The following is a 19,810-nucleotide window of genomic DNA, read 5'->3' on the forward strand; positions in this document are numbered from 1 at the left end:
TTAGTTTTTGATCGACACGGTGAAGAAGTAACGACGTCCGGACCAGGCCAGTTCGTTGACGCGGTACAGGTCACCGGCGTCGGTGATCTGCGATTCCTTGGTCAGGTTCTTGCCTTCGATCGAGATCGTTACGTTGTCACTGTAACGGTACTGGAACTTCGCGTCCAGGAAACCGGTTTTTTCCTGGAAGTTCGGGTTGCCGGAAACGTCGTTGGTGCCGGTGTAGAAACGGTCGCGATAGTTGTAGGCCAGGCGGGCGTTGATCTTGCCCAGGTCATACCACAGTGCGGCGTTGTAGCTGTTTTTCGACAGGCCGGCGTACGGCAGGATCGAACCGTCGAGCGGATTGATGCGCTCGGTACCCTTGGCATAGTCGTAGCTCATGCGGGTGTAGTTGACATCGCCGCCGAAGCCGCTCATCCAGCCCGGCAGGAAGGTGAACGCGGTACGCGCGGTCAGTTCCACACCCTTGGTGGTGGCGCCTTCGCCGTTGAGGGCGGTATTCACGTCGAAACGCTGACCGGTGCCCAGCAGGTCCACCCCTTTCACGACCTGCTTTTCCAGGATGTAGCTCGAGATATCCTTTTTGAACAGGCCCATGCTCAACTGGCTGTCGGCGCTCGGATAGTATTCGAAGCTCAGGTCGGTGTTCTTGGCGCGGAACGGTTTCAGGTTAGGGTTGCCGGCCGTGCAATCGTCATCGCCGTCGCCGCCGAAGGTCGGGTTGCCGCTGCCGATGATACAAGCGACGTTCGGTGCCAGCAGGTCGATGCGCGGACGCGACATCACCTTCGACAGGCCGAAACGCACCATGAACTGGTCCGGAATCGCCCAGGCCATCAAGTTAAAGCTCGGCAGGTAGTCGTTGTACTTGCCCTTGACGGTGGATGTGCCGAAGCTCAGATCACGGTCCACCGAGGTGCCAGGGGCGCCGGTCGGATTCTGGATACGGACCTTGATCGATTGCGAACCGGTGGAATCGGTCTTGGTGCCGGTGTAGCGCACACCGATATTGCCCCAGATCTGGTGGCCGGCCAGTTCGGTGTCGAAGTCGGCACGGATGTAGGCGGCGCGTACACGCTCATCGACCATGTAGGCTGGCACTTGCGGGTACATCTTGCCGTCGCTGCCGATGGCGTTATAGACGTTGTTGAAGTTGAAGTTCGACGTGTCGAAGAACGGTTTGGCGTTGTTATACACGGGCGACATCCAGCCCGACGGAATGTTCGAGATCTTGTCGTAGCCGCCGAAGAAGGTGCCCGGCGACGAGCCGCGCACGGCGTTGATCAGCTCCTGCATCTTGGCAGCCGTGACGTACGTGCTCGAGTAGTTGCCGTTGATGAAGGTGTTGGTATCGGGGCCGCGCACCGCGCCCGTGTTGTACGGGTCGTAGGTGATGGTCTGGTTGATGTTGGCGCCGCGCACCGAGATATCGTCGGCGGTGCTGACCAGGTCGGCGCCGCCGCTGGCGAGGTAGCCACCACCGTTGTAACGCTGGGCTTCCGACTTACGCGCTTGCGCGCCGGCCCACAGCTTGGTGAAGAATGGCGTGGTCAAGCGGTATTTCAGGTCCAGTTTTACCTGGTCTTCAGCGTTCTTGGTTTCGTAAGGACGGTATTGCAGTTCGGCCTTCACGTACGAGCTGGCGTCGTCCGGCGAGTAACCGGCCGGGAAGTCGAAGTGCGGCAAGCCTTGCGAATCGAGCGACACTTTCAGGCCTGGCGCGTTTTGCGTCAGGACGATACTGTTGGTCTCGTTGTGATAGGTCGAACGCGAACGTCCGGCCAGACCGTCCACTTCCAGCGGACCATCCTTGTAGTTGAAACCGGTGGTAGCGTAGTTGGAATCAATCTTGAGCTTGAAGTCGCGCGCCGAGGTGCTGAAGGCGCCCTGGCCGCCCTGGCCTGCCAAGTAGTTGCAGCTACCGACCGTGTAACCGGTGACGTAGTGGTTTTCCACGGTTACGCCGGCTGGCGTGCTGGTGGTCGAAGCCGGCAGGCAGGTACCAGCCGTGGTGGTGCTGCCGTTGGCGGCGTACACCGGTGCGCGGCCGGCATTGGCCAGGCGGTTGACGTTGGAAAAATCGGTACCGAAGTTGCGGTCGTTGAGGCGCTGGTCCTGGCGGTTGCCCTGGTAGCTGACGAACGCTTTCATTTCGTTGCTGACCTTGTACTGCGCGGTCAACTCGACCGACGAACGCTTGTGGTCGCGGGTCCAGATGCCGTAGCGCGGCGTGCCTGGCGAGTAGTCGTACCATTGCTGGTTGCACGCGGTTTTCTGGGCAGCGCTCAAGTTGGTAGCAGTAGCGCAACCGGCGGCCGAACCCACGGCAGCGACTGCCGGATCAAGCGAATTGACGGTTTTCTCTGGCGAGAAATCCCAGTCGCGCAGGAAGCGCCAGGTGGTGTTGCGCGAGTAATCGTTACGAGTGCGCACATCGTCGTAGACGATGTTGGCCATCACGCCCAGTTTGCCATCGAGGTACTGGTCGGCAATCAACAGGCTGCCGCGCGGCTGCACGCCGCCACGGCTGGTCGAGTGCTCGGCGGCCAGCGAGCTGGCGACCGTGAATTTCTTGAAGTCGAGCGGTTTGCGGGTAGTGATCACCACGGTGCCGCCCACGCCGCCTTCGGTCAGGTCGGCGGTGCTGCCCTTGTACACGTCGATCGAACCGATCAGTTCGGAAGCCAGCTCGCGCAGCTCGGCGCCGCGGCCGGCGTTGCCGTTCGTGCCCAGCACCGACATGCCGTTCACTTCCACCCGGTTCAGGTCGGGCTCAACACCGCGGATCGAGATCTGCGAGCCTTCGCCGAAGTCGCGGGTCAGCTGCACGCCGGTGATGCGCGACAGCGCCTCACCCACGTTTTTGTCGGGGAATTGATTGATGTCTTCGGCCACCAGCGAATCGGAGATGGTGGCGTTGCGGATCTTGCGGTCGATTGCCGAGGCCACCGATTTGCGGGTACCGACCACCGTCACCACGTTGGTCGGCGCGACGTCGGACGGCGAACGCGCAGCCTGCGCGTTGTCGGCAGTAGCGGCTGTAGCGGCAGCGTCGGCGGTTTGCGCCATGGCGGCATTGCCGGCCATGAGGGTGGCCAGTGCGGAAGCGACTGCGCTGACGATCGCGCGGCGGGTGGTATTGCTGTGAGAGGCTTGGTACTGATGAGTCACTATGGTCTCCATTTGTGTCATGGCCCTCGGGTGGCCTTGGTTTTATGATCAGCTTGTGATCGCATTCTAGTTGTCACTTGCGGATAAAAATCATGAAACGCTCAAAGAATCAAAATGATGATCACTGATTGTCACAATCGTGCGCCGGACTTTCCCTCTTTCGCATCTGGCAATGCACCATAAAACCGCGCTACACTGGCGCGATGACACTCCCCGACACTTTCCAATCACGCACCGCTCAAGCGCTGCCCACCATCGCGCCGGCGGAACTCAAACGCATGGAGCGCTTCGGCGTACGCGCCGCGTTCAATGACGGCGACATGCTGTTCGAAGCCGGTCGCAGCAAGTTCGGTTTGATGGTGGTGGTGCAAGGCAGAATCCGCATCAGCCGCTATGACGGCCTCGGTAACAGCTCGCTCATCACCGAGCACGGCGCCGGCGAATTTGCCGGCGAAATGAGCCAGTTGTCCGATGCGCCCACGCTGGTCAACGGCCATGCCGTGGGTGCTGTGGAAGTACTGGTGCTCACCACTGTCGCGCTGCGCGCACTGCTGGTGGCGGAGGCCGAGCTGGGTGAGCGCATCGTGCGCGCTTTCATATTGCGGCGCGTCGAATTGATGGAGAGCGCGGCCTGCGGGCCGGTGTTGCTATCGCCCAACAACAATTCCCAAATGCATGCCATGCGCGGCTGGCTCGCCAGCAATGGCCAGCCGCACAAGGTGCTCGATCCGCAAGCGAACGAGCAGGCACGGGCGTTGTGTGCGCGCCACAACCCGCAGGCCAACGACTGGCCGCTGGTGGTGTTCCCCGATGGCAGCGTGCAGAAAAATCCGACCATCGTCGAACTGGGACGGCGCCTGGGCACCCTGCCCGCGCTCGACTCCGACCAGGTGTGGGATGTGATCGTGGTGGGCGCCGGACCGGCCGGCCTGGCCACTGCCGTGTATGCGGCCTCGGAGGGATTATCGGTGCTGGCCCTGGAAACCCGCGCCTATGGCGGCCAGGCCGCCGCCAGCGCGCGCATCGAAAACTACCTGGGCTTCCCCACCGGCATTTCGGGCCGCGCGCTGGCCGGTCGCGCCTACGTGCAATCGAAAAAATTCGGCGTGGAGATGGCGATTCCGGCGCCGGCTGGCCGATTGCTGTGCGACGTCCGGCCGCTCGAAGTGGAAATGTGCGGCAGCCTGCAACGACTGCGCGCGCGCAGCGTGGTGGTGGCGTGCGGTGCGCGCTACCGCCGCCCTGCCCTGGCCAACCTGTCCCGCTTCGAGGGCAAGGGCATGTACTACTGGGCCTCGCCGCTGGAAGCGGGCTTATGCGCCGATGCCGAAGTGATCCTGGTCGGCGGCGGCAATTCGGCCGGCCAGGCCGCCGTGTACCTGTCGGCGCACGCAGCCCGCGTGCACATGCTGATCCGCCGCGACAGCCTGGTCGATACCATGTCCACGTACCTGATCGAGCGCATCGCCGCCACGCCCAACATCGTACTGCACACGCAGTCCGAGATCGTGGAACTCGACGGCAACGACGACGAGGGCCTGAACCGGGTAAAAGTGCGCGACCGGCAGCATGGCACCGAACGCGATTACGCCATCAACCGCGTGTTCCTGTTCATCGGCGCCGATCCCAACACCGGCTGGCTCGACGACTGCGGCGTGGCGGTCGATGACAAGGGGTTTATTTTGACCGGGCATGATGCGCTGGTTCGACATGATCAAACTGGTGATCGAAATAATGATCAAAGCGGTGATCGAATTGATGATCGTTCGTCTGACCAGCGCCGTGACCGCGACCGGCCGGTAGCCAGCCTTGAAACCAGCGTACCGGGCGTATTCGCCATCGGCGACGTGCGCGCCGGCTCCACCAAGCGGGTAGCGGCGGCCGTCGGTGAAGGCGCGGCCGTGGTGTCGCAGATTCACGGCTTCCTGGCGCGCTTGCCTTAAAAGATATCGAGGCGCTGGTGCGGTTCCAGGTCGTGATACACGTTGTCCTGGTGCAGCGGGATAAACAGCTTGATGACTTTACCGCGATGGAACACGCCGCGCAGCTGGTTGCATACGTTCCATACCCGCTCGTAGGAATCGGCCACCTCGATCAGCGCCCACGGGTTGTCTTCTATTCCTTCGCGCACCATGCGCACGTGCTTGACGTGCAGGAAGCGCGACAGCCCTTCGGTCACGCTGGTTTCACAGGCATCGCAGTGCAGGCCCGACAAGATGATTTGCATGATAAAACTCCTTGGAAGTCAGGCGACGATGTTGAGGCCACTGTCCACATAGACCGTGCTGCCGGTGAGCCGGTGCGCATAGGGCGACGCGAGATAGGCGCAGGTATTGCCCACATCGACGATGTCCACCAGTTCGCCGATCGGCGCGCGTTCCACTGCATCGTTGAGCAGGCGGTCGAAATCCTTCAGCCCCGATGCGGCCCGGGTTTTCAGCGGTCCCGGCGAAATCGCGTGCACCCGAATCGCCTGCGGTCCCAGCTCGTAGGCCAGGTAGCGGCACGCCGCCTCCAGCGCCGCTTTCACCGGGCCCATCACGTTGTAGTTGGGGACCACCTTGTTGGCGCCGTGGTAGCTCATCGCGAACAAGGTGCCGCCCCTGGTCATCAACGGCGCGGCCAGTTTTGCCATGCGCACGAACGAGTGGCACGACACGTCCATCGCCTGCAGGAAACCGTCGAGCGAACAATCGAGCAGGCCGCCCTGCAGGTCGGCCTTCGGTGCAAAGGCGATCGAATGGACCACGATGTCGAGTGGGCCCTGCCCTGCCAGTGCAGCAAATAGCGCTTCCAACTGGCCCGGCTGGGTGACGTCGAGCGGCAGCAACTGGGCGTCGATCTCGGCGGCCAGCGGCGCCACGTGCGGATACGCCTTCTCGTTCAGGTACGTCAGCACCACGTCCGCACCGAGTTTGCGGAACGCCAGCGCGCAGCCCCAGGCGATCGAGTGCTCGTTGGCCACGCCGACGACGAGCGCGCGCTTGCCGGCCAATATCGGATAAACGGTTTCGGTATTCATTGCTGCTCCAGGATGTCAAGGGTGTGGCGGGCGATCATCAGTTCCTCGTTGGCGGGCACCACCCACACCGCCACGCGGCTGCCGGCGGTGCTGATGCGGCGCACGCCGTCGTCACTGCGGTCGTTGGCGGCGGTGTCGAGCTGTACGCCGAGCCACGCGGCATCGCGGCAAACGGCTGCGCGCAACGCCGTGCTGTTCTCGCCGATCCCGCCCGAGAACACCAGCGCATCGAGCCCGCCCAGGGCGGCGGCCAGCGAACCGAGCTCGCGCCCGATGCGGTAGACCATCAGCGCGATGGCCGCCTGCGCGCGCGGATCGGCGCTTTGTTCCAGCGTGCGCATGTCCGACGACAGGCCGGACACGCCCAGCAAGCCCGACTCCTGGTACAGCAGTTTTTGTACCGCTGCCACGTCCATGCCCAGTTCTTCGATCAGGTACAGCACCACGCCGGGGTCGAGCGCGCCGCAGCGCGTGCCCATCGGCAGGCCATCGACGGCGGTAAAACCCATGGTGCTGGCCACGCTGCGCCCGCCGTGCATGGCGCACATGCTGGCGCCGTTGCCCAGGTGCGCGGCCACCACCTTGGCGTTGGCCAGCTGCGGGTCGGCCTGCGGCAGCGTGCCGGCAATGTATTCGTACGACAGGCCGTGGAAGCCGTAGCGGCGAATACCGAGGTCGGTGATGCGGGCCGGCAGCGCAAACGCCTGCGCTGCGGCCGGCTGGCCGGTATGGAAGGCGGTGTCGAAGCAGCCCACTTGCGGCACCTGCGGCGCCATCGCGAACATCGAGCGTACCGGCGCCAGGTTGTGCGGCAGGTGCAGCGGCGCCAGCGGCACCAGCGTATCGAGCTGCGCCAGCACGTCGGCGTCCAGCAGTTGCGGCCCGCTGTAATCGACACCGCCGTGGACGATGCGGTGACCCACGGCCACTACCCGCCGCCCGGCCAGGTGCGACTGCGCGAAGTCGATCAGGAAGCGCATGCCGGCCGCGTGGTCGATCGCGCCGCCGCTCCAGCGGTGTTCGTCGATGACGGCGCCAGCGGCGTCCTGTGCCACGAAACGGGTCACGCCCGCATACAGGTTCTCGATCTTGCCGCGCATGGCCAGTTCAAGCGCGACGCCGTCGTACAGCGAGAACTTGATGCTCGACGAGCCGGCGTTGATGACGACAATGCTGTCCGTGGCATCCATCGCTCAGGCCACCACGTTGGCGCTGCGCAGCCGGTCGTGGGCGACCAGCACCGCCACCGCGCACGAGGCCAGGCGCGCGGATACGGTGTCGGCGCGGCTGGTGAGCACGATCGGCACGCGCGCGCCCAGCACGATGCCGGCCGCCGCCGCACCGGCCATGAAGCTCAGGCTCTTGGCCAGCATGTTGCCGGCTTCGAGGTCGGGCGCGACCAGCACGTTGGCCCGGCCCGCCACCGGCGAGACCAGGTGCTTGATGGCGGCGGCGTGCGGGTCGATGGCGTTGTCCATCGCCAGCGGACCGTCGAGGATGGCGCCGGTGATCTGGCCCCGGTCGGCCATCTTGCACAGGGCGGCGGCGTCAATCGTTGAGGGCATCTTGGCGCTGACCGTCTCCACCGCCGCCAGGATGGCGACCAGTACCGGGTCGAAGTGCAGCACGTGGGCCAGGTCGATGGCGTTCTGCACGATATCGACCTTGTCGGTGAGCGTGGGCACGATGTTGATGGCGGCGTCGGTGATGATAAGCGGGTCGGACCGGCCCGGTACGTCCATCACGAAGCAGTGACTCAAGCGGCGCGCGGTGCGCAGGCCGGTGGCCGTGGCCACCACGGCGCCCATCAATTCGTCGGTGTGCAGGCTGCCTTTCATCAGCACGGCCGCGCGGCCCTCGTGCACCAGCTCCACCGCGCGGGCGGCCGACGCGTGGCTGTGCGGCGTGTCTTCGATGGGCAGGCCGGCGATGTCGAGGCCAGCCTCCTCGGCCACCTGGCGAATGCGCGCGGCAGGTCCGACCAGGATCGGCGCGATCAGGCCGAGCCGGATGGCATCGAGCACGCCTTCGAGCGCGCTGCGGTCGCACGGGTGGACAACGGCAACCGTGACGTGCCCAGCTTTGCGGGCAGCATCGATCAGGCGGTCGTAGTTCGGATGAGGAATTTGCGTAACAGTCATCGTTGCTCCTGTGCAGTATCAACGTCCATCATAACCAATAGTGCAAAAAACGCAACCACAATTGCTGCGTCGCGGCAATGCTTACTTGCCGCGTGCAAGCCAGAAACTGTCAACCGGTTGCGCACTCTGCGGAGCGGACAGGCGCTGGTATGCGTCATGCCTTCCATCAACTATTCCATCCGCCGCGCCTCGACCGTTGTGCTGTTGTGCGCCAGCGCCTCGGCCTCTGCGCAAGCTCCCTCGCCTGCAGCCGGGCCTGCCGACGTGCCCACGGCCGCGCCTGGTGCGTCGCGAGCCAACGGGCCGGTGGCTATAACGACGGTCTGTGAGGCGTCCAGGGCAGCATCAACGTGCGCCACGATGGCCGCAACAGCACCGGCGACACCGTGCGCGACCGCATCTCGCCATTCACCGGCGAGCGTTCGCACACGGTACAGCGCTCGCGCCAGGAAGGGCTCAACGACTCGGCCGGCATCAATGGCGCGGTGACCTACAACCTGAACGCGCGCGACACCCTGCAGGCCAGCGCCTCGTACAACGCACGCAGCAACGACAATCGCGGCATTGACTCCTATGCGCTCACCGACACCCGCCCGGTCGTCACCAGCGATTACAGCCGCAGCAGCCGGCGCAGCGGCGACAACACCGGCTACAGCTGGGGCGGACGGCTCGATCACAAGGGCGATATCGACGGCGAGCTGTTCAAGCTCGACCTGCGCGTGTCGGGCGCGGAAACTAGCAGTAACAGCGCTTACGCCAATACCTACCACGTGCGGCCGGCAGGCCGGCTCGACGCCCGGGCGCGCCAGGCCAACCTGAACGACAAGCGCGTGGCCGACTTCACCGCCGACTACGAGCGCCCGGTGGGCCAGTCCATGGTCAAGGCCGGCTTCAAGGCGGTCAGCACCCACAACGATATCGATGCCCGTTACTTCGACATCAATCCGCAAAGCCAGGTGGAAACCGTCAGCAGCACGCGCACCAACCGCTTCCAGCTCGACGAGACCATCGTTGCGTTGTACGGCACCTGCTAAGCTACGAAAGCCGTTTGTTCGGCATGGACGCCAATCTACGTGGCTATTACCGCAAGGACAGCGACGCCATTTTGTCACGCCGCTACTTCATCAACCAGTCGGTGCTGCTGTCCACCAGCGACAACGGTCCCGGCTCGGCTGCCAGCGGCCTCGAGTTCAGTCTCAGCGGCAAGCTGATGCCCACGCTCACGCTCAATGCCAGCGGCAACCTGGCGCGCAGCGAGCAGCGCATCCTCGACGACACCGGGCAAAGCAACCGGCGCGCCACCAGTTCGCTGAGCGGACGCGGGCGATTGAGCTACCAGCTCACGCCGCAGACCACCGTGCAGTCGATGCTCAATGCCCAAGGGCGCACCCTGGTGGGCCAAGGCTACCGCGAACCGACCACCACCTTCAACTTCACCGTGCGCCACGCGTACACGCCGCGCCTCGACCTGCTGCGCGACATCCAGGACGCCTTCAATGGCAACAAGATGGCGTTCATGAGCGACACCAGCACCCTCAAGGAAAATTCGCTGCGGCGCTACGACGGCCGCGTGATGTATCTGGGCATGCGCTACCGCTTCGGCGGCGCCACGCCGCCGCCGCGACGGGCCGGTGGCGCCGGTCCCGGCGCGCGGCCCGAAGCAGGTTCGGGTGCCGGTGCGGGTACAGCCCCGGCCAGGATGCCGGGCGGCCGCTGACACCTGAGGCAACCGAACCTGGCGTGTGCCGGGCAACGGCTAATGTCGGCGGCAGCTGGTCCATCCGCATGCGCGGCACTGGTAACGCCTGTGCCAGCAGAACCAGACGCAAGCGAGCACCGAGATGCAGGGCAGGCCATGCAATGACAAGCAACGCCAGCCCCGCTGCCGAGGCGCGCAAGCAGCGCCTCATTCCCAATTGGAACAGGCTCCTAGTAGATATTGCGGCGCAGGCGTTGCATGTGCAGGTCGTTCTGGTCGAGCCACAGGCGGGCGTCGTCGAGCTGGCGTTCCAGGCGGCGCAGGTGATCTACCAGTTCGCGCCGCTCCTGTTCGCGGCGGCGGTTCTGGTTGTCCGATTCGTCGGTGGCCGGTTTCTCCTTGGTCGGCTGGTTGTTGCGGATGTCGCGGTCCAGGCGGTCGAGGCGCTTGCGGCCATCGTATAACCGTGCTTCGATCTGGCGTGCGTCTTCGACTCCCTGGCGTTGCCGCACTTCGGCGCTGGCGAAGTCCTGGCCGCTGAAGTACGCGTGTTTGAGCTTGTCGCGCAGCGGCGAGCCGCAGACTTCTATCGCCATGCTGCGGTTGGCGCGGCCGTGCTCGAAGGCGTTTTCCGGAACGCAGTAGCGGGCATTTTCCGCTTCCCAGGCGCGGGTATAGATAGTGCGGGTGTCGGGAATGGCGAACACGCCGTCGCGGCGGGCGTTGGCGATGCGCTCTTCCAGCAGGAACGGTTTGCCGTAGCCGTCTTCCCTGCCCGCCTGTTCCCAGTGTTCCATCAGGCGCTTTTCCCACGCTTGCCGGTACTCGGCTTCGAAAATCTTGAGGCCTTTTTGCCGCGCTTCGCGGCCGCGCACGCCGAATTCGGAACCGGTCACCGCATCGCGCGCGCCAAGGTTGCGCCAGTAGTTGACGATTTCGCCATTCCAGGCAGCGCGGTACACGTCTTCCTGCACTTGCACGCCGAGGCTGCGGGCGCTCGATGCACGCTTCTGCAGTTCGCTGTCGGGCACACCGTTGCTGGCATCGTTGGTGCCGGCGTCCTGCCAGAACTGGCGGTTGCCCACCTGCCAGCCATTGCTGTAGGCGGCGTCGTCGAAGCGAATGCCGGTTTGCGCGGCCTGGCTGCGCCCCGCTTCCCTGGCGGTCAAGGGCTGGCCGGCCACGCCGTCGCGTTTGCCGATGCCTTCCCAGTACTGGGAATTGCCCTTGAGCCAGCCAGCGTCATAAGCGCCCTGGTTGGGCGGGGTCTTGCGCTTGCGCATGTCCTCGGCGGCAGCGCGCGCGGCAAACTGTTGCGGCAGGCCGCGCGTGCCATCGGCCGCGCCCAGCCCCGACCACAGCTCGGCGTTGCCCTGTTCCCAACCGGTCGTGTAGCGGGCAGCGGCGTCGGCCGTGGCGGACTTGCCGCCATCGACGTGGTCATCGCAGAAATCCTTGCGCTCGGCGAAGTTGGGCGGCGCCCCGTCCGCGCCGTCGGTCTTGCCGATCTGCTGCCAGTCGCCGACCTTGCAGGCAGCGATGCGCTGCTTGATCGAAGCAGAACAGCCGGCCAGCAGCACGGCAAGAATCAGGGGGAGTACACGGGTGGCGAGCGTCATGGCATTCAGATTTAAAGTTTCAGCTGCGCAATTATAGAGGATCGCTATAATTGCCAATCTTTTACTGCGTGGAACCATGACATGAGCTCTCGATTGCGTTTTCTTTTTGGCGTTCTGGCGTTGGCCGGGCTGCACGGCGCGGCCATGGCCGATACTTTCGAGGTCATCGAGTCCGCACCGCTCAAGCAGGTGTGGCTCAATGCCGGCTTTTATTCTTACCACTTCGATCGCGACAAGGGACTGAACAACAGCAATCCGGGGCTGGGCGCGGAATACCGCTTCTCGACCGTGGCATCGGCAACGGTGGGACGCTTCTATAACAGCGATCGGCAATATTCGAATTACGTGGGCGTGTATTACCAGCCGTTCAGCATCGGGCCGGTGCGGCTGGGCGCGGTAGTGGGGGGGTTCAACGGCTACCCGAAGATGCGCGACGGCGGCTGGTTCCCGGCAGCGATACCGACGGCCAGCTTCGAGTACAAGAGCGTGGGCGTGAACGTGGCGGTAGTACCGAAATACAAGGATCGGCTGTATGGCGCCTTATCGGTACAGCTGAAATTGAAAGTGTTCGAGTAAAAAAATCCCCGCTTGCGCGGGGATCGCTTATTCAAGCAGTTACTCAGTTGCGGGACTTCGACACGGCAATCTGGTCGAGGATGTGCTTGGGCACGGCCGCATAGTGCTTGAATTCCATCGTGTAGGTGGCACGGCCTTGCGACAACGAACGCAAGGTGGTCGAGTAGCCGAACATTTCCGCCAGCGGCACCAGCGCGCGGATGATCTTGCCACCGCCACCGGCAATTTCATCCATGCCCTGCACCATCCCGCGCCGCGACGTCAGATCGCCCATGGCGTTGCCCATGAACTCTTCCGGCGTTTCCACCTCGACTTGCATCATCGGTTCCAGCAACACCGGGTCGGCCCGGCGCATGCCTTCCTTGAACGCCATCGAACCGGCCATGCGGAACGCGTTTTCGTTCGAATCGACGTCGTGGTACGAGCCGAAGGTGAGCGTTACCTTGACATCGACCACCGGGTAGCCGGCCAGCACGCCGCTGCGCAAGGTTTCCTGCACGCCTTTATCGACGGCCGGAATGAACTCGCGCGGCACCACGCCGCCCTTGATCGCATCGACGAACTGGAAGCCTTTACCCGGTTCGAGTGGTTCGAGCGCCAGCACCACGTGACCGTACTGGCCGCGTCCACCCGACTGCTTGACGAACTTGCCTTCGACATCCGTGACGGCTTTCTGGATCGTCTCGCGGTACGCCACCTGCGGCTTGCCGACCGTCGCTTCCACGCCGAATTCGCGGCGCATGCGATCGACCAGGATTTCCAGGTGCAGCTCGCCCATGCCGGACATGATGGTCTGGCCCGACTCTTCGTCCGAATGCACCCGGAACGACGGGTCCTCCTGCGCCAGGCGATTCAAGGCAATCCCCATTTTTTCCTGGTCGGCCTTGGTCTTCGGTTCCACCGCCTGCGAAATCACGGGCTCGGGGAAGATCATCTTTTCCAGCACGATCACGTGGTCGGGCGAACTCAAGGTATCGCCCGTGGTCACGCCTTTCAGACCGACGGCAGCGGCAATATCGCCGGCATACACTTCCTTGATCTCCTTGCGCTCGTTGGCGTGCATTTGCAGGATGCGGCCCAGCCGCTCTTTTTGCGACTTGGTCGGGTTATAGACCGTATCGCCGGAATTGACCACGCCCGAATACACGCGGAAGAACGTCAGCTGGCCCACGAACGGATCGGTCATGATCTTGAACGCCAGCGCCGAGAACGGATCGCTGTCGGCCGGATGGCGCTCGATCGGCCGGTCCTGCTCGTCGGTGCCGGCAATGGCCGGCACATCCACCGGCGACGGCAGGTATTCGATCACGGCGTCGAGCATGGCCTGCACGCCGCGGTTTTTAAAGGCGCTGCCAGCAAGCATGGGCACGATTTCGTTGCGGATGGTACGCAGGCGCAGGCCGGCCTTGATCTCGTCTTCGGTCAGCGGCTCGCCTTCGAGGTATTTGTCGAGCAGCTCGGGCGTGGCTTCGGCCGCCGCTTCCACCAGCTTGTCGCGCCATTCCTGTGCTTGCGCCTGCAAGTCGGCCGGGATGTCCTCGTACGTAAACTTCACGCCCAGGCTCTCGTCGTCCCAGTTAATCGCGCGCATTTTCACCAGGTCGATCACGCCGTGAAAATTGTCTTCGGCGCCCAGCGGCAGCTGGATCGGCACCGGCGCGCCTTTCAGGCGGTTGGCGATCTGTTCGCGCACGCGCAAAAAATCGGCGCCGATGCGGTCCATCTTGTTGACGAAGGCGATGCGCGGCACCTTGTACTTGTTGGCCTGGCGCCACACGGTTTCCGATTGCGGCTGCACGCCGCCCACCGCGTCGTACACCATGACGGCGCCGTCGAGCACACGCATCGAGCGCTCGACTTCGATGGTGAAGTCGACGTGGCCCGGGGTATCGATGATGTTGATGCGGTGCTCGGCAAAGTTGCCGGCCATGCCTTTCCAGAACGCCGTGGTAGCGGCGGACGTGATGGTGATGCCGCGTTCCTGCTCCTGCTCCATCCAGTCCATGGTGGCCGCGCCGTTGTGTACCTCGCCGATTTTGTGATTGACGCCGGTATAAAACAGGATGCGCTCGGTGGTGGTGGTTTTGCCGGCGTCGATGTGGGCGCTGATGCCGATATTGCGATAGCGCTCGATAGGGGTTTTGCGGGTCATCACAGCTCCTCGTACACAACTGGTTTGGGTAGTCTCAGGTGCGGCGCGCACAGAATATTTCAAGCAGTAAAGTTGTTTCCAAATGTGCGACGTACTGAACAGCAATTAATATAGTCTCTGGACTAAACTGCAAGCTTACATCTCACCGGGAATATCTGCATGACTGTCCGACCGAAAACCGCCCTTTTCCTATCCTTTGGCATGGCCCCCGTCCTCGCTTTGGCCCAGGTAGCCGCCACCGACACCCCTGAACTTGAATTACGCGTCGAACGTTGCTCGGTACTGGGCGACGCCAGCGCGCGGCTGGCCTGCTACGACGGCCTGGCGCGCAAGACGCCGGGCGGCCAGGTCGCCGCCGCACCGGCTACCGGCGGCCCGGCCACCGAGGCGGAAAAAGTCGCGGCGGCGGATGCCCCGCCCCGTACCCAGCCCGACGCCCCGCCGCCGCCACCGGAAGCCGTCCTGCCGCCGAAAGTGGCCGAGCTGACCACCATCCCTGCCGAAGACAGGGTCTCGCGCATGGTGCAGTCGTGGGAACTGGACCGGTCGGCCAAGCGCGGCGTGTTCAATTTCCGTCCGCACCGCGACAGCTACCTGCTGCTGGCCAATTACAGCAGCGGCAATAACGACCAGCCGTTCAAGGAATTTTCGCCCGACGGCCTCGAGTCGAAACACGTGGAACTGATGTACCAGCTCAGTTTCAAGATGAAGATGCTCGAGCAGGCATTCGGCTACCCGGTCGATCTGTGGTTCGGCTATACGCAAGAGAGCTTCTGGCAGGCGTACAACCGGTCGGAATCGAGCCCGTTCCGCGAAACCAATTACCAGCCCGAGCTGATGGTGACCACGCCGCTGGCGCTGAACCTCCGTGGCGTCGATGTGCGCTTCCTGACCCTGGGCATGGTGCACCAGTCCAATGGCCAGACGTCAACGCTGTCGCGCAGCTGGAACCGGATTTACGCCCAGATCGGCGCCGAAAAGGGTAACTTCGCGGTCAACTTCCGCCTGTGGAAGCGCCTCGACAATTCCCGCTCGGACAACGACAACATCGACATCACCGACTACCTCGGCCACGGTGACGTCACCGCCAGCTACCGTTGGGACGGCCACGAGATCACGATGCTGGCGCGCCGCAACCTGCACACCAACCACGGCGCACTGCAGGTGGGCTGGGCGTTCCCGGTGGCCGCCAACCTGAAAGGGTATGTGCAGGGCTTCAGCGGCTATGGCCAGAGCCTGATCGACTACAACTACGCGCAGAAGTCGATCGGCATCGGTGTGAAAGTGGATTTCTAAGTCGTCTTAACGGCGCGCGCCGCCACCGAGGATGCGCGCCGGCAGCATGACCACGGCGCGCAGCAGCTCTAATATGCCTTCCACGCCGATGCCGATCAGGCGAAACGGCAGCGTCAGCAGCCAGCACAGCGGATAGAGCACCAGCGCCAGCAGCGCCAGCGGCCAGCAAATGAACAGCAGGACGAGCCATAATAAAAAACTGAACATATAAAAACTCCCGGATCAGAGTGGTGTCGATGCTGACACTGTAGTGACCGGGAGTTTTTGCTGCAACGATGGTGCGACCGGTTGCAGCCAGACGGGGATCAAGCGGGGAAAAGGCGGGATGAACGGCGTGGCGGACCGGGGTGGTGGACCGCGGTGCTGGACCGCGGTGTTGGACCTATTACTGGCCGACGCAGATGATCTTGGTCACGTACTCGTGCGCATTCGGCTTTTTCCTGGCCGACCACGCAATCGCCTCGTTGGCCTGGTCGATGGTCAGCACCGACGCCTTGTCCTTCGACTTGATGAACGAGACGCCCTCGAAGGCGCCTTCCTTGCTGCGCATCACCTTGGCAAACACCGGGGGCTTGGTGTCGCCGTCGGCGATCTTGTTCTGCTGGACGAGGTAGCGCTGGTCGATCTGTTCCATCTTCTTCAACTTAAAAATATAAAAGCGGAAGTATACGCTGTTCCCGTGCAGTCCACAGCAGCAACTTAGGCGAAGGCCGGCACGTGTGCCACGGATTGCGTGGCCGCCTCAAAAACCAGCTCGGCCTTGAGGGACGCCTGCAGCGACGGGATCGAACCGCCGGCCCGGTACTGGAAGCTTACTTCCAGCACATCGCCCGCGCGGGCCTTGACCGGCAGCGCCAGCGGCAAGGTCATGTAATGGTTGAGCCAGTCGATGGTGGTGGCCCGGTCCTGCACCACGGCCAGCACGTTCTTGGTGACGAAACGCATGGCATTGATCTCGCCGGTGCGCTCGACCACGAACTTGCCCTGCCACGCATAGGTCAGCTCGTTGGGCTGGCTGAAGTCGATGATGCTGTACACGGCCGGATGGGCCATTTCCACGGTGCCCGGGTACACCACCTGGGTTTCCTGGAATTGCACGATCGGCGCATAAAAACCTTCGAAATCGTATTCCTGCTGCAGCGGCTGCACTGCCATGATCACCGCCTCGGGCAGAAACACCGGCAGCGGACCGCCGAAACGTTCCAGGTAGCGGCGCTTGAACGATTCGATCACTTCCACCTGTTTTTCGCGCAGCATGGCCACGTGGATCATTTCGCAGATCACCACGTCGAGCGGTTCCGGTGGCAGGTATTCGAAGGCGTCGGCGTGGATCACTTCCACTTTTTCGCCATTGGGATTAAGCGCCAGCATCTTGCGGGCCTCGCGCACCATGTCCGGGTTGAATTCCACGCAATACACCTTGGCGGCCTTGGCTGCCGCAAACCACGACAGCACGCCGGTGCCACCACCGAGCTCGAGCACCTTGGCGCCGGGCCGGACCGCGTAATCGATTGCCGATTTGAACCCGTGCATGCGGTTTTGGTCCATCAACATATTGTGATGGTAGTGGACTGGTATGAATTGCCCCAGATAGCAGCTTTCGATCTCGCGTTCGTTCAGCATGGATGTCCTCGATTTCCCTCTATTAACAAACTATGAATCGCACTGTCTCTGGATGCAATGCGGATAGGCTCATTATCAAGAATTTCGCTTCGGCATGATGTTACGAGATGGACAGGAATTACCCGCCAATTCTCGATCTATCGGTATGATTCCAGCTAAATTATCTTTTAGTCACTATTGTCCGCACTTTCACCGTATACTGTGTGTTGCTTTCAAGGAGATAGTCATGTCGGTGCAGCAACGCAACAACGTCCATTGTCACGGCGATGGGGAACACACGATCATGTTCGTCCATGGTTATGGTTGCGACCAGACCATGTGGCGTTTCATCCACCCGGCGTACAGCCGGCGCTACAAGATCATCCTGCTCGACCTGACCGGCCACGGTGGCTCCGACCTGTCCGCCTACGACCGTAACAAGTATGCCGACCTGCACGGCCATGCCGAAGACATGCTTGAGATTATCGAACTCTATGCGAAAGGCAAGGTGATTTTTGTCGGGCACTCGGTAAGCGCCATGATCGGCCTGCTGGCTTCGATCCAGCGGCCCGAGCGTTTCGCCGCGCAGGTAATGGTCGGCCCTTCGCCCTGCTATATCAACGACGGCGATTACGTCGGTGGTTTCAATGCGGAAGACATCGAACAACTGCTCAAGCTGATCGATGATAACTACCTGGCCTGGGCCCGCCACATGGCACCGGCCATCATGGGGGCGCCGAACCAGCCGCAGCTCACGCGCGAACTGCTTACCCGCTTCGAGCATAACGATCCGGAGATCGCCCGCCATTTCGCCCGCGTGACGTTTACCGCCGACCACCGCGCGGACCTGGCCAGGTCGTCCATTCCGTCACTGGTCCTGCAATGCAGCGACGACCTGGTGGCGCCGCGCGAGGTGGGCGACTACCTGCGTGACCACCTGCCGCTCTCGACCGTAAAGGTCATCAGCAACGTGGGCCATTGCCCGCATTTGAGCGCGCCCGAGGACAGCTCGAACTATATCGATACCTTCCTCGAGGACATCGGCTACTGAGGTTTGATGCCCTTGGCCGCCAGGTGGGCGTCGATGGCCTTGGCGATCCACGGCTTGTCGGCCTTGCGCGCGAAGCCCGCCGCCGTCAAGTGAAAGCCGCCATCCTTGAGGGTGGCATTGGCCCCGCGTGCGAGCAGCACCTTGACCGCGTCTTCCTGGCCTTCGCGTGCGGCCATCATCAGCGGCGTCATGCCCGATGGCGACTCGGCGTCGATCTGGGCCTTGTGGTCGAGCAGCAAGTTGGTGATCTCGGCGCTGCCCCCCGCCGCCGCATAGTGCAAGGCGGTCCAGCCCGACTGGTTGACCTTGGCGCCGCGCCGTAGCAGGTCGGTTACCAGCGGCTGGTTCTTGCGGTAGGCCGCCATCATCAGGGCCGTGTTGCCGTTTGGTGCCTTCGCTTCGAGGTCGATGCCCTTCTGGTCCATCAAGACCGTGGCCGCATCGTTGGCGTCGTTGCGGATGGCAACGATCAGCGCCGTTTCGCCGCCCAGGTCGCGTGCATTGGGATTGACGCCGGCCGCCAGCGACTTTTTCACGCTGTTGGCGCGGTCCTGCTCGACCGCGCGGAACAGGTCCACCTCGCCAGGCGGCAATGCTGCTGCCAGCGCCGGTCCGGACAACATGATGGCTACGCTGGCCAGCAACCAGTGACGACGTTTCATCAGGCGGCCTCTTTGACGTTGAACAGTTTGAAAAAATTGGCCGACGTCTGTGCTGCGACCTCTTCCACCGGGATACCCTTGAGCCTGGCGATGTACTCGCCCACGTGGGCGACATAGCCCGGCTCGTTGGTGCGGCCGCGGAACGGCACCGGCGCCAGGTACGGCGAATCGGTCTCGATCAGCATGCGTTCGAGCGGCACCTCCAAAGCCACGGCCTGCAGCTCCTTGGCGCTTTTAAAGGTGACGATGCCCGAGAACGAGATATAAAAGCCCAGTTCGATGGCGGCGCGCGCCACTTCCAGCGATTCGGTAAAGCAGTGCATCACGCCGGCCACGCCGCCGGCCTCCGGAGCGGCGCCTTCTTCACGCAGGATGCGGATGGTGTCTTCACTGGCGCTGCGGGTGTGGATGATCAGCGGTTTGCGGGTAATGCGCGACGCCCGGATATGGGTGCGGAAGCGCTCGCGCTGCCATTCCAGGTCGCCTTCCAGGCGGTAGTAGTCGAGGCCGGTCTCGCCGATGGCGATGATCTTCGGATCATTGGCCAGCGCGACCAGCTGTTCGACGGTGGGTTCGGGCGTGTCCTCGTAGTCGGGATGCACGCCCACCGACGCATAGATGTGCGGATACTCATGGGCCAGCGCCAGTACTTGCGGAAAGTCCGGCAAATCAACCGATACGCACAAGGCGTGGGTGACGCCGTTGTCGGCCATCTTGGCCAGGATCTCGGGCATGCGAGCAGCCAGCTCGGGGAAATTGATGTGGCAGTGGGAATCGATATACATGGTGCGATTGTACCGCTTGTCCCCAGTGCGC

The 19,810-nt window shown here is 63.1% G+C and carries 18 protein-coding genes; 6 read left to right on the plus strand and 12 right to left on the minus strand.

All coding sequences use genetic code 11. The features are described 5' to 3' along the window. Complete coding sequence (locus ASF04_RS19715) at nt 1-3,174, minus strand: TonB-dependent receptor (RefSeq protein WP_082488879.1); 3,174 nt, start codon at nt 3,172-3,174, stop codon at nt 1-3. 203 nt (nt 3,175-3,377) lie between these two features. Here ASF04_RS19715 and ASF04_RS19720 point away from each other — a divergent pair, with 203 nt between their 5' ends. Then, nucleotides 3,378-5,117 carry an FAD-dependent oxidoreductase gene (locus ASF04_RS19720; RefSeq protein WP_056145550.1) on the plus strand — a complete coding sequence of 580 codons (1,740 nt, stop codon included), beginning with the start codon at nt 3,378-3,380 and terminating at the stop codon, nt 5,115-5,117. On the opposite strand, the gene ASF04_RS19725 is transcribed toward ASF04_RS19720, so the two are convergent. Genes ASF04_RS19725 through ASF04_RS19740 form a run of 4 tightly spaced genes read right to left on the minus strand, consistent with a single transcriptional unit; the run spans nt 5,114 to nt 8,337 of the window. After that, on the minus strand, nt 5,114-5,401 hold the full coding sequence (locus ASF04_RS19725; protein WP_056145553.1) for a hypothetical protein: 288 nt from the start codon (nt 5,399-5,401) through the stop codon (nt 5,114-5,116). The two genes, ASF04_RS19720 and ASF04_RS19725, sit on opposite strands and share 4 nt — an antisense overlap. An 18-nt stretch (nt 5,402-5,419) precedes the next feature. Continuing rightward, nucleotides 5,420-6,196 carry an enoyl-ACP reductase FabI gene (gene fabI / locus ASF04_RS19730; RefSeq protein WP_056145556.1) on the minus strand — a complete coding sequence of 259 codons (777 nt, stop codon included), beginning with the start codon at nt 6,194-6,196 and terminating at the stop codon, nt 5,420-5,422. Next, entirely contained in the window at nt 6,193-7,386 is a 1,194-nt protein-coding gene (locus tag ASF04_RS19735; RefSeq protein WP_056145559.1) for an acetate/propionate family kinase, read from the minus strand. Before ASF04_RS19735 ends, fabI begins: the two co-directional genes overlap by 4 nt. A gap of 3 nt (nt 7,387-7,389) precedes the next feature. Continuing rightward, entirely contained in the window at nt 7,390-8,337 is a 948-nt protein-coding gene (locus tag ASF04_RS19740; protein ID WP_082488880.1) for a phosphate acetyltransferase, read from the minus strand. Between the two features lie 350 nt (nt 8,338-8,687). On the opposite strand from ASF04_RS19740, the gene ASF04_RS19745 reads away from it, so the two are divergent. Both ASF04_RS19745 and ASF04_RS19750 read left to right on the plus strand, forming a co-directional pair. Next, the gene (locus ASF04_RS19745; RefSeq protein ID WP_056145561.1) at nt 8,688-9,371 is read left to right on the plus strand and encodes an outer membrane beta-barrel protein; all 684 of its coding nucleotides are present in this window, start codon (nt 8,688-8,690) and stop codon (nt 9,369-9,371) included. 23 nt (nt 9,372-9,394) lie between these two features. Continuing rightward, nucleotides 9,395-10,054 carry an outer membrane beta-barrel protein gene (locus ASF04_RS19750; protein ID WP_156368709.1) on the plus strand — a complete coding sequence of 220 codons (660 nt, stop codon included), beginning with the start codon at nt 9,395-9,397 and terminating at the stop codon, nt 10,052-10,054. Nucleotides 10,055-10,266: 212 nt separating this feature from the next. Here ASF04_RS19750 and ASF04_RS19755 read toward each other — a convergent pair whose 3' ends face one another. Beyond that, entirely contained in the window at nt 10,267-11,655 is a 1,389-nt protein-coding gene (locus ASF04_RS19755) for a DUF2799 domain-containing protein (RefSeq protein ID WP_056145567.1), read from the minus strand. 81 nt (nt 11,656-11,736) lie between these two features. Between ASF04_RS19755 and ASF04_RS19760 the strand changes: the two genes are divergently transcribed. Further along, on the plus strand, nt 11,737-12,231 hold the full coding sequence (locus tag ASF04_RS19760) for a hypothetical protein (protein WP_056145570.1): 495 nt from the start codon (nt 11,737-11,739) through the stop codon (nt 12,229-12,231). A 43-nt stretch (nt 12,232-12,274) separates the two neighbouring features. Here ASF04_RS19760 and fusA read toward each other — a convergent pair whose 3' ends face one another. Then, nucleotides 12,275-14,383: an elongation factor G gene (fusA, locus tag ASF04_RS19765; protein WP_056145573.1), complete on the minus strand. Its 2,109-nt coding sequence runs from the start codon at nt 14,381-14,383 to the stop codon at nt 12,275-12,277. A 201-nt stretch (nt 14,384-14,584) separates the two neighbouring features. Here fusA and ASF04_RS19770 point away from each other — a divergent pair, with 201 nt between their 5' ends. After that, on the plus strand, nt 14,585-15,679 hold the full coding sequence (locus ASF04_RS19770; protein ID WP_056145576.1) for a phospholipase A: 1,095 nt from the start codon (nt 14,585-14,587) through the stop codon (nt 15,677-15,679). A 6-nt stretch (nt 15,680-15,685) separates the two neighbouring features. Here ASF04_RS19770 and ASF04_RS19775 read toward each other — a convergent pair whose 3' ends face one another. The 3 genes from ASF04_RS19775 to ASF04_RS19785 form a co-directional block, all read right to left on the minus strand. Next, nucleotides 15,686-15,886, minus strand: a complete 201-nt coding sequence (locus ASF04_RS19775; protein WP_056145579.1) for a hypothetical protein — start codon at nt 15,884-15,886, stop codon at nt 15,686-15,688. Nucleotides 15,887-16,064: 178 nt separating this feature from the next. Next, entirely contained in the window at nt 16,065-16,313 is a 249-nt protein-coding gene (locus tag ASF04_RS19780; RefSeq protein WP_019921213.1) for a hypothetical protein, read from the minus strand. A gap of 65 nt (nt 16,314-16,378) precedes the next feature. Next, nucleotides 16,379-17,302: a methyltransferase domain-containing protein gene (locus tag ASF04_RS19785; protein WP_056145582.1), complete on the minus strand. Its 924-nt coding sequence runs from the start codon at nt 17,300-17,302 to the stop codon at nt 16,379-16,381. Nucleotides 17,303-17,528: 226 nt separating this feature from the next. Between ASF04_RS19785 and ASF04_RS19790 the strand changes: the two genes are divergently transcribed. After that, nucleotides 17,529-18,332, plus strand: coding sequence for an alpha/beta fold hydrolase (locus tag ASF04_RS19790; protein ID WP_056145584.1), 804 nt, complete (start codon nt 17,529-17,531; stop codon nt 18,330-18,332). Here the strand turns inward: ASF04_RS19790 and ASF04_RS19795 are convergent. Next, a complete protein-coding gene (locus ASF04_RS19795) occupies nt 18,326-18,994 on the minus strand; it encodes an ankyrin repeat domain-containing protein (protein ID WP_056145587.1) in 669 nt (222 codons plus the stop codon). The genes ASF04_RS19790 and ASF04_RS19795 overlap by 7 nt on opposite strands. Next, on the minus strand, nt 18,994-19,779 hold the full coding sequence (locus ASF04_RS19800) for a TatD family hydrolase (RefSeq protein WP_056145591.1): 786 nt from the start codon (nt 19,777-19,779) through the stop codon (nt 18,994-18,996). Before ASF04_RS19800 ends, ASF04_RS19795 begins: the two co-directional genes overlap by 1 nt. Nucleotides 19,780-19,810: the final 31 nt, after the last annotated feature.

The sequence above is a fragment of the Duganella sp. Leaf61 genome, assembly GCF_001421905.1.
Lineage (GTDB): Bacteria > Pseudomonadota > Gammaproteobacteria > Burkholderiales > Burkholderiaceae_D > Rugamonas > Rugamonas zoogloeoides.